Annotated in this window: 15 protein-coding genes; all 15 read right to left on the bottom strand. The window is 51.8% G+C overall.

Annotation, left to right across the window (positions count from 1 at the left end; translation table 11 throughout):
* Window positions 1-22: 22 nt before the first annotated feature.
* The gene (locus ACFQ0N_RS35545) at window positions 23-493 is read right to left on the bottom strand and encodes an MEKHLA domain-containing protein (protein WP_379334864.1); all 471 of its coding nucleotides are present in this window, start codon (window positions 491-493) and stop codon (window positions 23-25) included.
* 106 nt (window positions 494-599) lie between these two features.
* A complete protein-coding gene (locus ACFQ0N_RS35540; protein WP_379334863.1) occupies window positions 600-812 on the bottom strand; it encodes a hypothetical protein in 213 nt (70 codons plus the stop codon).
* 98 nt (window positions 813-910) lie between these two features.
* Entirely contained in the window at window positions 911-1,084 is a 174-nt protein-coding gene (locus ACFQ0N_RS35535; RefSeq protein WP_379334862.1) for a hypothetical protein, read from the bottom strand.
* A 121-nt stretch (window positions 1,085-1,205) separates the two neighbouring features.
* The gene (locus tag ACFQ0N_RS35530; RefSeq protein ID WP_379334861.1) at window positions 1,206-2,642 is read right to left on the bottom strand and encodes a nicotinate phosphoribosyltransferase; all 1,437 of its coding nucleotides are present in this window, start codon (window positions 2,640-2,642) and stop codon (window positions 1,206-1,208) included.
* Window positions 2,639-3,196: a cysteine hydrolase family protein gene (locus tag ACFQ0N_RS35525; protein ID WP_379334913.1), complete on the bottom strand. Its 558-nt coding sequence runs from the start codon at window positions 3,194-3,196 to the stop codon at window positions 2,639-2,641. The genes ACFQ0N_RS35530 and ACFQ0N_RS35525 overlap by 4 nt, the downstream gene beginning before the upstream one ends.
* 39 nt (window positions 3,197-3,235) lie before the next feature.
* The gene (locus tag ACFQ0N_RS35520; protein ID WP_379334860.1) at window positions 3,236-4,006 is read right to left on the bottom strand and encodes an NUDIX hydrolase; all 771 of its coding nucleotides are present in this window, start codon (window positions 4,004-4,006) and stop codon (window positions 3,236-3,238) included.
* A gap of 118 nt (window positions 4,007-4,124) precedes the next feature.
* Window positions 4,125-4,676, bottom strand: a complete 552-nt coding sequence (locus tag ACFQ0N_RS35515) for a ribonuclease H-like YkuK family protein (RefSeq protein WP_379334859.1) — start codon at window positions 4,674-4,676, stop codon at window positions 4,125-4,127.
* A 154-nt stretch (window positions 4,677-4,830) separates the two neighbouring features.
* Complete coding sequence (locus ACFQ0N_RS35510) at window positions 4,831-5,586, bottom strand: DeoR/GlpR family DNA-binding transcription regulator (RefSeq protein WP_379334858.1); 756 nt, start codon at window positions 5,584-5,586, stop codon at window positions 4,831-4,833.
* 100 nt (window positions 5,587-5,686) lie between these two features.
* On the bottom strand, window positions 5,687-6,733 hold the full coding sequence (locus tag ACFQ0N_RS35505; RefSeq protein ID WP_379334857.1) for an aldose 1-epimerase family protein: 1,047 nt from the start codon (window positions 6,731-6,733) through the stop codon (window positions 5,687-5,689).
* A 17-nt stretch (window positions 6,734-6,750) separates the two neighbouring features.
* Complete coding sequence (locus ACFQ0N_RS35500) at window positions 6,751-7,299, bottom strand: D-lyxose/D-mannose family sugar isomerase (RefSeq protein ID WP_379334856.1); 549 nt, start codon at window positions 7,297-7,299, stop codon at window positions 6,751-6,753.
* Window positions 7,300-7,336: 37 nt separating this feature from the next.
* Window positions 7,337-8,578, bottom strand: a complete 1,242-nt coding sequence (locus ACFQ0N_RS35495; protein WP_379334855.1) for a carbohydrate kinase family protein — start codon at window positions 8,576-8,578, stop codon at window positions 7,337-7,339.
* A 1-nt stretch (window position 8,579) separates the two neighbouring features.
* Window positions 8,580-9,743 (bottom strand): Gfo/Idh/MocA family protein, encoded by a 1,164-nt coding sequence (locus ACFQ0N_RS35490; protein ID WP_379334854.1) that lies wholly within the window; start codon window positions 9,741-9,743, stop codon window positions 8,580-8,582.
* Complete coding sequence (locus ACFQ0N_RS35485) at window positions 9,743-10,591, bottom strand: class I fructose-bisphosphate aldolase (RefSeq protein ID WP_379334853.1); 849 nt, start codon at window positions 10,589-10,591, stop codon at window positions 9,743-9,745. Before ACFQ0N_RS35485 ends, ACFQ0N_RS35490 begins: the two co-directional genes overlap by 1 nt.
* A gap of 245 nt (window positions 10,592-10,836) precedes the next feature.
* Window positions 10,837-11,568, bottom strand: coding sequence for an MgtC/SapB family protein (locus ACFQ0N_RS35480; protein WP_379334852.1), 732 nt, complete (start codon window positions 11,566-11,568; stop codon window positions 10,837-10,839).
* Window positions 11,569-11,589: 21 nt separating this feature from the next.
* Window positions 11,590-12,372, bottom strand: a complete 783-nt coding sequence (locus ACFQ0N_RS35475; protein ID WP_379334851.1) for a DeoR/GlpR family DNA-binding transcription regulator — start codon at window positions 12,370-12,372, stop codon at window positions 11,590-11,592.
* Window positions 12,373-12,959: the final 587 nt, after the last annotated feature.

Raw genomic sequence — 12,959 nt, 5'->3', positions numbered from 1 at the left:
GCTTCTCTCGCTCCATAGCTGCTTATACTGGCGAGAAGTAAGCAAACGCTGCGGCCTGTCCATAGTAGCGGCCATCTTCATCCGTCAAGTTGAAGACCAATGCGTCCTGGATTTGAAAGCGCGTACCTTGGCAGGAAATGCGTATCCCCTGATACGTATCGATATAGCCGCGTTCAGATACAGCACGGAGAAACTGTTCCCGTTCCTCCCGCAGCATCGGCTCAGCCGTAAGGCGCGATGGCATACTTGTAAACGTCTCCCAATCCGTTTCCCATAGTCCCAGTGCCGCCCGGTTGCCATAATTCAGCACAGGATCAGCCTCTGTACCGTGCGATAATAAGACGACCGGCGATTCGAACAGCGCTTCCGCCGCATCCGCACCTTCTTCCAGTTCAATTAATGGCCGTCCCAACAACCGTTCGTAGCTGTTTAGTATAATGAGCGCATGACGCTCCGTAGCACCAACGCCGGATAATGCCCTTAATTTCAGCATAGCGTAAACCTCACTTCTTCCATACTGAGTAACCCTCTAGATGTTCTTTACAATCGCGCGAATACCCAGAAACCGGAGACAGACTGTCTCCGGTTCCAGTAGCAAGCTAAACCCCCATCTTCTTGCGCTGGTTGTTTACCTTTTTTGTATTCTGGCTTTTCATAACAGGCTGATTCCCGCCGGGACCAAACTTCTGTTTGCCGCCGGCGTTTTGTTCCTGCTTCTTTTGCGCCAGCTTCTGCTTAACCGCCTCGGCCAACGAAACTTTCTTAGTGCCCTGTGCTTCGTTTTCGTTAGAAATGGATTGTTGTTCAGACATGAGCTCACCTCGAATGTTAGACTATTACATTATTGTAGCGTTTTTTTGACGAGCTTTCCATATCGTAAATGAATGAAAATCATTTTATCCTTCGCGGCTCATTCCCGCAGCGCATCTCTCAGTCTCGTCGCCATCGGATGATCCATTCGAACGCGCAGCGCATTGCGCAGCTTGGCAATATCCTGCTTCAGGCGTTCGTTCTCAGCGCGCAATCTCTCATTGTCTTCCTCCAGCTGCTGCATACGTTCAGCCTGCTGCTCATTCACAACCATTCTTCCTTCCTCATCTGTCTTTCGCTATTTGTCGTCATCCTCATTGTATATCGAACAACAATTTTCTACAACTATATCCTTTAAATCCAATTTTTCGGAACGAAAATTTACTGACCGATTTCTACACTTTATGACGTGCGATCAAATCCATCTTTTGCTGCCATGCCGTTAAACTAAGATCAACGGGATACGTTTCCGGATTCAGCTTGCGTACATATTCCGGCCAAAAGAGCTCCCATTGCTGCTTATGATGCTCACGGATCGCTTCGAGGTCCGGCAGCTCCGCTACCAGCTCTCCCCCGGCAAATATCGGCTGCATAAGCGGCAAAGCGATATAATCGTCTATTTTCTTTTTTAAATACGGATGAACCGGATCAAACAAAGTGAGCGGCTCCCCATTTTTTACTTCGGTCTCCTCCAGCAATGCGACATAATCAGCCTCTGCTTTGCCGGTCTTGCGGTTGACAATGCGATAGACTTCCTTCATTCCCGGTGTCGATACCTTTTCCGGGTTGCCCGATATTTTAATAACCGGCACCAGCTCGCCATTTTGTTCTCTCGCCACTAATTTGTATACACCGCCAAGCGCCGGCTGGTCGGATGCCGTAATCAGCTTCGTGCCAACTCCCCAGCTGTCAATTTTCGCCCCTTGCGCCTTCAGGTTGAACATTATATATTCGTCCAGATCATTCGAGGCAACAATTTTCACATAGTCAAGCCCCGCTTCATCCAGCATTTTGCGGGCCTTCTTCGATAAGTAAGCCAAATCGCCGCTATCGAGGCGAATCGCCTGCATTCGCTTGCCCTTGGCTTCGAGCTGTTTCGCTACTTGAATCGCATGAGCGACACCGCTTTTCAGTGTATCGTACGTATCGACCAGCAGCGTTACGCCGTCAGGCAGCGCCTCGGCATACTGCTCGAAAGCTTCCAGCTCGCTATCATGGCTCTGCACCCAGGCATGGGCATGCGTTCCCTTTGTCGGAATGCCGAACATCATCCCTGCCCTCATATTCGAGGTTGCATCGAAGCCGGCCAAATAAGCGGAGCGCGCTCCCCATACGGCAGCGTCTGCTTCCTGCGCGCGGCGCGTGCCAAATTCCATCAATATATCATCCGGAGCAACTTGCTTGATTCGCGCTGCCTTAGTAGCAATCAGCGTCTGGAAGTTGACGAAGTTCAACAGCGCAGTCTCAATCAATTGAGCCTCGAAAATACGGGCATGCACCCGTATAAGCGGCTCGTTAGGGAAGACAACCGTTCCTTCCGATACTGCATAGAGATCGCCAGTAAAGCGGAACTTGCGCAGTTCCTCCAAAAATGCTTCGTCATACCGTTCCTCCTGCTCCCGCAGGTAGGCAATTTCCTCCTCCCCGAAGCGGAGCGTCCGGATATAATCGACTACACGCTCCAAACCGGCGAATACGGCATATCCTCCGTCAAAGGGCAGCTTGCGAAAATAGACTTCGAAGACCGCTTTTTGATCCATCGTCCCCTGCACCCAGTGTGCATACATCATATTGATTTGATATTTATCGGTATGAAGCGCCATATTCATCATTGCTGTTCCCCCCGGTTCTGTCTGACGACCTCTGCGCCAAGCACATTTGTAAAATGCTCCAAAGCGATTTGATGAGCCGCTTCATTAAACGAGGCGACAGCATCTTCATGAATGACAATTTTAAAGCCCTTATTGTACGCTTCCACCGCAGTGTGAAGCACGCATATATCGGTGCATACTCCGATCAGATGAATCTCGGTAATTCCCCGCGCCCGCAGCTGAAGCTCCAGATCCGTTCCGCAAAAAGCGCTGTAGCGCGTTTTATCCATCCAGTAAATGGCTTGCCGATACTTTTCATACACCTCATTCAGCTTCCCGTACAGCTTCCTGCCATCAGTTCCTTGCACGTTATGCGGCGGAAACAATCGGCTCTCCGGGTGATTGACGTCATCCTCATGATGCAGGTCGACCGCCATGACGACAAAATCTGCTTGCTGCACATATTGCTCGGTCAACTCCGCCATCCGCTCTTCGATGGCAATAGCCGGCTCTCCGCACGGCAGCTTCCCTACTACAAAATCGATTGTATAATCAATTACGATTAACGCCTTCATCATTCATCTGCTCCCTTCTCTATTAAACGAAAAATTGATTTAACCATAAATCGATAATCGGGGTGTAAAATCCGTAAACCGGTACAGCTGCGCCGCCCGCTGCGAATAACGATTGGAAAGCTTTCTTTCCCCTGTGACTGTCCTCACTTCTTCGATGATGCCCTGCCGGCTTTGCGTAGATGTAATTTTGCGGACGAAGTTGCGCTCGGCAAAATCAGGCACGACAGTTTCAATAATCTGGTACAGCTCGCTAATCGTAAATTCCTCTGGCAAAAACGCTTTGGCAATCGTCGTCGTCATCATCTTGTGGCGGATTTGCTCCAGCGCATCCCGCAAAATTTCATTATGGTCAAATGCCAGCTCCATCTTTAAAGCCTCATTGACCGCGAACAGTCTGGCCTCTGCCGCATCCGATGCCGCCTGCATCGCAGCCAGCTCCGCTTCATTGACGAGCGCAAAAAAAGCATGAGAGATCATCCAGCCGCGCGGATCGCGGTGCGGCTTGCTGTAGACGTTGAAATATTCAATATGCACGTTGTCTACGCCGGTTTCCTCCTGCAATTCCCGCCGCGCGCATTCATGCACCGTCTCCGTCTCATTCGTAAACCCGCCAGGCAAAGCCCACTGCCCGGCAAATGGCCAGTGGCTGCGCTTAATTAGTAAAACCTGCAGCTCGCGCTGCGGCAAAGCCTTCTTCATCCCTGATCGCTCTGTTGATGTTATCGTAAAAATGACAATGTCCGTTGGCGCTCCATCCGGCGTCCGATAATCTGATGCCCGATAATTGCGGGCTTCGGTATCCTCTGTCATTTTCTCACCGCCATTCAATATTGTCTATTTGATAATATCAATATGACATATTTAAATTGTGTTGTCAACCCCAAAACAAAAAAACTGTATCCTGATACAGATACAGTTTCCACTTTAGCTATTTCGTATAACGGTTCGCATAGGCAGAAGCAACATAGGAGTCCGGCTTCACCCGCGCCTTATAAATACCGAGCGCCCGCACCCTGCTGACCATCTCCTGCACAAAGGGTGCAGTATCATTGATTAGCGGAATTGTCCCGGCATCGATGTCGATGAACAGCTCGAGCGACGCCCCCTTATAAATATAAGGCAGCAGCAGGTGCTCCATCCGGTCGCGCGCCTCTTCGGCAAAATAATAGGCAATCTCTTGTGAATACGCCGTTTCCATTGATAGCTTCTCCTTGAGGCTCATCAGACGGCGAGGGACATTAACTTCGCGGTAACAGGCCCATGCTCCCTTTCCCAGGCGATGAATAACGACTCCCGTTACAAAGCGAGTTTCGCTTTTATGAACCTGACTGTCGGTTCCAATGGCGAAGTGATAGACGGCCTCCGGATCGCGCGCAATAAAACGCAAAATGCGAGACTGGACATTTTCAATCGACATGCCGCTTTCCATCAAATTTTTGAACGTTAACGTCTCTGCAGGATCGGATTTTTTTATCGACATTTGTTTTCACCTGTACTACGTACATAATATCCTTTCATTGCAAAGTGTCGAATAATCTTAGCATGAAGACAACCTTCACGTCAATAATTTGTCTGAAAATTCAAATATTAATTCATCGTAAAAAGCCGCTGACGATATTTGTCAGCAGCTGTTTCTAACATTTCAGCAATTCGATTCCAGCCTCCCGGCAGGCGTCCAACAGCTCTTGATCGGGCAATCGGTCGGTAATGATCCGCTGCGCCTTGGACAGCTCCGCAAAGGAGATCAGCACATTCGCTCCAAACTTCGAATGATCCAGCACAATATTAACTTCAGACGCCTGGCGGATCGCCAGCTTCTTGATTTCCGCCTCGTATACATTGGAATTGCTGAATCCATGCACACCGGACACACCCGTAGCTCCTAAAAAGATCCGGTTAAAAGCCATTGAGCCAATCGTCTCGCAGGCAATCGGCCCTACAAGGGTCGAAGTAGATTCCAATATGATGCCGCCGGCCACAATTGTCGGAATTCGTTTCTCCATCAGTTCGCCGGCAACATTTAGCGCATTCGTCACGACCGTAATGTCCATTCCCGGCTTGAGCGCCCTGGCAAGCTGCAACGTTGTCGAGCCGCCGTCAATAAATATAGAATCGCCGGGCTGTACAAGCTCCGCCGCCTTGCGCCCGATACATATTTTCTCATCCGTCAGCACACCTGAGCGATCCTGCAGCGTAACATCCTTGCCCACCAAAATTGCACCGCCGAACGTGCGCCGAACGGCTCCCGCCTGCTCCAGCTTTTCCAAATCGCGCCGGATCGTCATCTCTGTAACGCCGAATAATTCCTTCATCTCGGCTACTTTGATCTCGCCATCCGCCTCCAGCCGCTCCAACATTTGCTGCTGTCTGGCATTCCATACGATCGACATGCTCGGATCTCCGTTCCCGTTCAAAAATTTGCCGCGCTCCCGCCGGCGCCGGAGGCTTAGATCCAGCAACCGCCGGGAAGGCGCCTCTTCTATTATTGCGCTATTCCGGGCTGATTTTCAACTCCAGCTCGTAGCGGACCGTCTCGCCCGGCTGCAGCACAACCCGGCCCGCCGCCGCTTCGTCCGGCGGAGCTCCATCCATGCCGCAATTGGCCGGCTCAATGCCCAGCACATGCGCTCCGGCGCCCGGCATCTTCCATTGTACCAGCTGCGGAAGCGCCGCTGTATTCCAGCTAAGCGTCATCCGCAAGGGACGATGCTGTCCATCTGCCTGCGGGAATCTCGGCTGTCTGACATAGGCCGACACCCATTCTCCCTCCTGCGCTTCCGGACGATGAAAATAGACGCGCTCCCTATAGCTTGGATCAGGCGCCTGCCACCGATCATAGCCGGCCAGCGGCGTTTCCGGCTCGCGCGGTTTTACCGTCCCTGGCGGCATTACAATCTCGGCATCCTCAGTCAGCAAGGGAAAGCCAAAATTAAAATGGTACATCATCATATGTGTGCTCGGTTCAAAACCGGCATTCTCCACCGTATCCGTCAATTTAATCGTGTTTTCTCCCAAACGGCTCGTTATTTCGCGATGCATGCGCAAATGCCCGCCGAATAATGCCGTCTCGTCGACGATTCCGCTGACCTTCATCTCGTAATCATCGCCGTCCCATTTCCCTTCAGCTATCACTTGCCTCGCAGGAGTATGGTGAACGCGTCCGTGCAGGCCATGCGCATGTCCGCTATGCTCCGCCGGCCAGCCGGCATGCATAAGGCCGCAAGTCATCAACAGCCCGCCTGAGGCGGTCCGCAGCCAGCCGGTTCCCTGCGCCTCATAATACTGTGGATGCACATCGCCGCCTGCCGCCTGCCAGCTGAACGGCATACCGCCAAATTCAGCAAGCGACAAATCAAGCCCTTTTGTGGGAGAAACCGTGTAAGACAATCCGGCACCGGTGCGAACCTGAATCAGCTCGACGCCTCGCTCAGCCCCGTCTGTACACGCAAACTGCCGAATACCGCCAATTTGCTCCAATCTTCCGACCCGGGCGAGCAGCTCGCGCCTTGTCCAGGAACGTCCATACAATTCCACCATCAACCGACTCCCTATCGCTAGTCTTCTACAATTACCGGCATACGCTTAATATTCGGATCTGTAAAAATATCAAATTCATCGCGGCTGGTCGTAGAGAACTCCGACACAATCGCCCCGTCCTCGCCAGCCTGGAACCAGTGCAGCGTGCCTGGCACAATCGTAAACTGCTCGCCCGGCTGAAGCTCAATCTCATGCATTGCGGTGTAGTACTGCTCGCTGCCTGCAGGAACGCGCCCCTTTATTGGCGAAGCAGGCTCCCCTTCCACGTATAGATACACCTTACCCCAGCGGCAGCGGAATGTCTCCATCTTGCCCGGTTCCGTACCGATTGGCGGGTGAAGATGCTCAGGGCATGTTTGATGCGGGAATAACACCAGTTCCTTGGCGCAATAACGATCCGTATTCACATACGTGACCAGTTGCAAGCCCTGTACCTCCAAATCGTTAAGCCCGAACGAGGCTACCTCGATTCCTTCCTGCTCCTCCGGCGTGAGCACAATGCCCGCCCTGGCAAACAGCTCGGCGGTGCGCCGCTGCGCCTCCCGTACTTGACTGCGTTTAAGCATCAGCTTTCCTCCCTTTCACTCAGTTAAGGTAATAGGATCAATGATCGTTCCCTTTCCGGCAGTCGGCCGGTCCCTGCCATACGCTTGCGCCGGCGGCCGGCAACTGCCGGAATGCCGCCAGAGCGTTTTTCGGCGGATGCTGCTGCCAGCCGGCTGCCACTCGCTCCTGCACGGTTTCCCACGGCTGAACGCCGCTAGTCGCATCCGGCTGCTCCACATTGCACGCGCCGACGGCCACAGCGCCGATCAGCGCCGCTTCCGGGGGCAGTCCCTGCATCCACCCGGACAGGAAGCCGGCAATCGTACAATCGCCCGCTCCTGTCGTGCCGGCTACTTTCACTTTGAAGCACGGCGCATACAATTCGCGATCGGCCCACGCCTGCGGATCGGCAGGGCGGTATTTGCCTGCCCGCTCGAGCCGCTGTATATCGGAGGTTGTTCGCATATACAGGCCGTACTCGCCCAATTTCAGCACGACGACCGCTGCCCCCATGCCAAGCAGCTGCTCTGCAATATCACGCAGCAGCTCTGCATCTGCATAAGGCAGCAAATCCGCTGTCTGGTGCTCTTGCTCCAGACGGTCATACAGCTCTCGCTTGAGCATAAAGAGCACCTCCTCAAAGCTCGGGAGGAAAATATCGACATGCGGCAGCGTTCTACGCAGTATGCTTTGCCAATCTGCTTGCCCTGCTGCCGAGGCCGGATCGGGCTTGGCCAGATCAAGCGATGTCGTTACGCCTGCGCTTTTCGCCTCGGCCATCATCGTCTCCAGCTCCGCTCCGCCGTCCGCATACATTTTTTGCATCAGCGGCGGGTAACCGAAGTGGAACAAACCGGCCTCCTGCAGCAGCTCCGACTTCAAATCGTCCGTTCCGAACGTATCGTTAGCGCCTGTGCAATGCAAAAAAGTGCGATCGACGCCGGGAGGATTGATAACGATTGTGTACGAGCTGGCTTCGCCCGGCGCCACAATCATTCCCTCCGCCAAGGAAGCATCCTGCTTGCGGATAATATCGATGATCGCGCTTCCGAACCAGTCGTCGCCGACCTTGCCCATCAATTGCGCCGGCATGCCGAGACGATTGAGCGCCAGGCCTGTATTGGAAACGGCGCCCCCCGTCGCCAGCACTGCCGGGCCGATATCGACCAGCTTGCCCGGCACGATAATGTCCTCCATGCCGGACGACTGCCGATCATACAAGGTCGGTATGACGTCGAGACAGATATGACCGCCTACAATGGCTGGATATGGAAGCTTCTTGTGCCCGACAACAGCCACCCTATTCCCCCCAATTCACTGTTACCGTCTGACCGGTACGTTTCGATTCCAGCGCAGCCGTGAACACTTTATGACTGCCTTCCGCTTCCGCCGGCGTTGCGCAGCAGAGCGGCTGCTGCATTCCATCCTTGCCATTAGCCACCTCGTCGCAAAATGCAGCCCACATTTGCAAAATGGAATCCGAGAACCCGAACTCGAAAATTCCTCCTGTAATTGTGCCGTATGCCGATTTATACGGGGCATCCAGCACATGCCATGCTTGCGCCGCTCCTGCGGTATATGGAAGCGAGCTGATTTGCTTCGGATTTTTGGTCGTAAACTCGGCCGAAAACTCCGTCCCTTGAATGCGGATGAACCACGTATTGGCATGACCCGGCGCAATCCGCTTCATCGACAAGACCATCGGGAAGGCCTGATCCTCCGTCTCAACCTCGCAGGCAAGAATCGCGTTGTCCCATGTCTCGCAAGGAACACTGCCGCCTTTGCCGTCCGGACGCTCATCGACAATTTTGGAGAGCAGCGAGCGCACGCTCTGCGGGTTCCAGCCAAATCGCAGCGGCAAATGCAGCACATGCATGCCAAGGTCGCCCATACAGCCATACTCGCCATTGGTCGCTATGCGGCGTTTCCAATTGATCGGCTTGGTAGGATCAAGATCGCTGGAATGCCAGAAGCCGGCTTCCACTTCGATAATTTTGCCAAACTTTCCTTCCCTCACCCACTGAGCTACTTGATAGGCGCCCGGGAAAAAAGGAAACTCTGATGAACAGCGAACCGTTACTTGCGGATTTTCCGCTATCGCTTTCATAATAGCAGCATTTGCTTCGCGGTCAACACCGAAAGGCTTTTCACCAAGCAAATGTTTGCCTGCCTGAATAATGTCTACATATAATTGCTCATGCAAATTATGCGGAACCGCGCAATACACGGCATCGACCTCCGGATTGGCCAGCAGCTCCTTATAGTCGGTATATACATGCTCCACACTTGGCACTGCCTCTTTGAACCAGGTCGTCGCCGCCGGGTTCGCATCACAGACCGCTGTAATGCGCGGCGAAAAATTAACATCCGCCAAATGGCACCAGCGGGCTGCCGCGCTGGCAAACTCCTTGCCCATCAGTCCGCAGCCAATTACACCAAAACGAATCACTTTTTTCTCCGCCATTATCGCGCGACTCCTTCCCCGTTCAAAATAGCCAGTGCCTGCTCAGCCGTTGCGCCCTTATGCACGATCGACATCAGCGCGCTTGTCATCGCCTCCGGCTGCGGATGCTGCACTACATTACGGCCGTATACGATACCTGCCGCCCCTTGCTCCATCAGCTTCACAGTCCGGTTAACGATCTCTTCGTCGGAAGCACGTCCGCCGCCGCGCACCAATAAAGGAATGCCTCCGGCAATTTCAATCACGCGATGATACTCATCCACATTGTCACAAGGATCTGCTTTAATCACATCTGCGCCCAGCTCCACAGCTTGACGGACAAGCGGCATAATTTTCGTAATATCGCCGTCTACCATATATCCGCCTTTCACATCGTTCGGCAGCATCACGAGCGGCTCCACCATCAGCACCATGCCGTATTTTTCACATTCCGTTTTCAGCTTCATGACGTTTTTCACACATTGATAATGCAATTCCGGCTGATTCGGCAGCAGCAGCAGGTTGACACAGACGGCAACAGCGTCCATTCGCACCGCATGCTCAATCGCCTGGTCGATCAGCTCGCTGAAGAGATAGTGCGGCAGCACATTGCCGTAAATATTCGCCGCATCTGTGCGCAGCACCAAGCCTGGCTTGTTTTTGCCCGGCAGCTCCTGCAAATGTCTGGCTTGCCCCAGACTGAGCTGAATACAATCCGGATTGGCGCGCACGATCGTGTCCACCGACGCTTTCATATCTTCAATTCCAGCCAAAAAAGAATACTCATTAAAAAAACCATGATCGATTGCAACATCAAAGCATTTGCCTTCTGCACTAAACATGCGATTCATTCTCGCTGTAACGGACATCCCGAACACTCCTTCAAAACATGTTTTATACAAACATATTATGTTTGTTTGTAACATTATTCTAAAGGAGATTATCTTTTTTGTCTATAATAATGTTTGTTTCGACAAGAAGAAACGGCTGACGCCGTCCTTGAGGCGCAGCAAGTTTCTTCCCTTAGAAATATAAGCCAAGTATAAGGTAAAACTTATACTTTCTTATATTTTCAAAAAAAAACGCTCCTCTTATGAGAAGCGTCTCTATTGTTTTATAAACTGTCTCCAATTGTCTCCAGGCCGCGCACACCCTCCACGGACGATAAAGCGACAAGCGCTTCTTCGAAGCTGCCTGCTTTTTTCAATTTAACCCTCATACGAATGAGCAAAATATTGGCAGCGCCAATTTTATCCGAGCTCTCTTCATTTTCAATGACAAGCTTATCAATTTGAATGCCGAAGCCTTTCATTTGTACGACCAATTGATTAAGGCCTGCCGACCCTTGTTCGATTTTAAACAAAATCTCACGATGTTTCTTTGCCCGTGAAAAGGCTTTCTCTGCTTTATTCAAGAAAAACAAACTAATCACCACCAGCAATGATCCAATTACCGCCCCATAATAAAAGCCTGCGCCAACTGCCAGCCCGATTGAAGCTACGACCCATAACGACGCTGCTGTCGTCAAGCCGGAAATGGTCAGCCCTGTCCGCAAAATCGTCCCTGCTCCAAGGAAGCCGATTCCACTAATAACCTGAGCTGCCAGCCGCGCAGGATCGAGCCGTACATTCGGCTCGGAAGCAAATTCCGCAAAGCCGTACATCGACAGCAGCACAATAATTGAAGAACCAAGACATACTAATATATGCGTACGAAACCCGGCAGAATGACCGCCAAGCTCTCTTTCCAATCCGATAAGACCGCCCAGTACAAGTGCGAGAACAAGCCGAATCGTCATCTCGGTATAACTGATATGCCACACTTCCGGGTTAAAAATCTGATTCATGCCCCGTTACCACCTATTCTTTCATTCGAGTACTTGACTTTCTTCAGCGATCATAAGTGTCGTCGCGCTCCCTGCAAGGCTGCGCCCCCATTCCTCTGGACATCCGCTGTCAGTCACTAACACATTTACTTCCTTCAATGCACAGATATGAGCAAACGTCGTCTTGCCCAGCTTCGTATGATCGGCCAGGACAATAACGTCATCCGCACGCTCCATCATTTTTCTCGATATATTCGCTTCGTTCAAATCATAATCGGTGATGCCATCCGTCATCGATACACCTCCCGGCGCAATAAAAGCTTTATTCGCCTTTAATTGCTGCAGCGCCCACTCCGCTAACGGCCCCCGGGCAGACTGCTGAGTCACATTCAGCTCGCCGCCAATGCTTATAATCCGGCCCTGAAACTGCTCCATCGCCAGCCGCATAACCGGTGTCGAATGGGTAATAATCGTGACGTCCCGCTTATCCTTCAAATAACCGATTATCCCTAACGGCGTCGTGCCGCTTCCGATAAAGATCCGGTCCCCATCCTCAATGAGCGAAGCTGCAACTCGCCCAATCTCTTGTTTTTCCTCGACATTAAGCAGCGACTTATACTCGAAGGCATGCTCGCGCAAATCATGCCGCACGGCGCCTCCGTATACCTTCTTCAGCTTCCCTTCTTTATCAAGGCGATCCAGATCGCGCCGGATCGTCTCCGCCGACACCCCCAGTTCCTCCGCCATACCGTGCACGCGCACCTTCTCATCCCGGATAAGCTGATCTAATATTTTTTTCTTTCTCTCTTCATAAGACAGCGACATCTCAAAACCACCCATACCCTGAAATTAATCACCGGTTTAAAGCTCTGATGATATTCTCTCTATTCTATGCAAAACAACATCAATAATGACAACCACCGCATAAATAGTCACAGAAATTTGACCATCTCTTAGGTTTATTGTGACTTCATGTGGTTTTATAAATAAATATAGCCGCAAACCTGCTGTTCGTCAACATCTGTGTAAGCTTATATGACATTAGCTTGTCCAATTGGCAGCAGCCACCCAGTAGGGTGCTTTGAGGCATGCGAACCTACGGAGGCTGTCGATTTACTGGGGATGGCGAATTTTGCCGCAGAAACGGGTAACTGAGAGTCATTCGGACATACGATCCGTTATTTTGTAGAAGCCGGCTCATTCGGAGGTTTCGCGGACACACGATCCGTTATTTGTTGGTTTTGCCGGGTTTTCGTGACGTTTTGAGGCCAATAACGGATCTACGGAGAGCGTCGATTAATTTCAAATGTTAAGGCTCCCCGTATCTGTTTTGAAGATTTTTTGAAATTTCAGGAAGATTTCCATCTAAACGTGGCGTTCGAGTAGACTCGAACGATACATTTCACATCGTC

This window comes from Paenibacillus sp. GCM10027626 (assembly GCF_042676285.1).
GTDB lineage: Bacteria > Bacillota > Bacilli > Paenibacillales > Paenibacillaceae > Paenibacillus_Z.
The sequence above is the reverse complement of the archived record's forward strand: the minus strand, read 5'-3'. Positions and strand labels throughout refer to the sequence as shown.

Excerpts from the sequence above, each read along its gene's own strand:
- ACFQ0N_RS35545 (WP_379334864.1), bottom strand. The coding sequence starts at position 493 with ATGCTGAAATTAAGGGCATTATCCGGCGTTGGTGCTACGGAGCGTCAT.
- ACFQ0N_RS35540 (WP_379334863.1), bottom strand. The coding sequence starts at position 812 with ATGTCTGAACAACAATCCATTTCTAACGAAAACGAAGCACAGGGCACT.
- ACFQ0N_RS35535 (WP_379334862.1), bottom strand. The coding sequence starts at position 1,084 with ATGGTTGTGAATGAGCAGCAGGCTGAACGTATGCAGCAGCTGGAGGAA.
- ACFQ0N_RS35530 (WP_379334861.1), bottom strand. The coding sequence starts at position 2,642 with ATGATGAATATGGCGCTTCATACCGATAAATATCAAATCAATATGATG.
- ACFQ0N_RS35525 (WP_379334913.1), bottom strand. The coding sequence starts at position 3,196 with ATGAAGGCGTTAATCGTAATTGATTATACAATCGATTTTGTAGTAGGG.
- ACFQ0N_RS35520 (WP_379334860.1), bottom strand. The coding sequence starts at position 4,006 with ATGACAGAGGATACCGAAGCCCGCAATTATCGGGCATCAGATTATCGG.
- ACFQ0N_RS35515 (WP_379334859.1), bottom strand. The coding sequence starts at position 4,676 with ATGTCGATAAAAAAATCCGATCCTGCAGAGACGTTAACGTTCAAAAAT.
- ACFQ0N_RS35510 (WP_379334858.1), bottom strand. The coding sequence starts at position 5,586 with ATGTCGATCGTATGGAATGCCAGACAGCAGCAAATGTTGGAGCGGCTG.
- ACFQ0N_RS35505 (WP_379334857.1), bottom strand. The coding sequence starts at position 6,733 with ATGGTGGAATTGTATGGACGTTCCTGGACAAGGCGCGAGCTGCTCGCC.
- ACFQ0N_RS35500 (WP_379334856.1), bottom strand. The coding sequence starts at position 7,299 with ATGCTTAAACGCAGTCAAGTACGGGAGGCGCAGCGGCGCACCGCCGAG.
- ACFQ0N_RS35490 (WP_379334854.1), bottom strand. The coding sequence starts at position 9,743 with ATGGCGGAGAAAAAAGTGATTCGTTTTGGTGTAATTGGCTGCGGACTG.
- ACFQ0N_RS35485 (WP_379334853.1), bottom strand. The coding sequence starts at position 10,591 with ATGTCCGTTACAGCGAGAATGAATCGCATGTTTAGTGCAGAAGGCAAA.
- ACFQ0N_RS35480 (WP_379334852.1), bottom strand. The coding sequence starts at position 11,568 with ATGAATCAGATTTTTAACCCGGAAGTGTGGCATATCAGTTATACCGAG.
- ACFQ0N_RS35475 (WP_379334851.1), bottom strand. The coding sequence starts at position 12,372 with ATGTCGCTGTCTTATGAAGAGAGAAAGAAAAAAATATTAGATCAGCTT.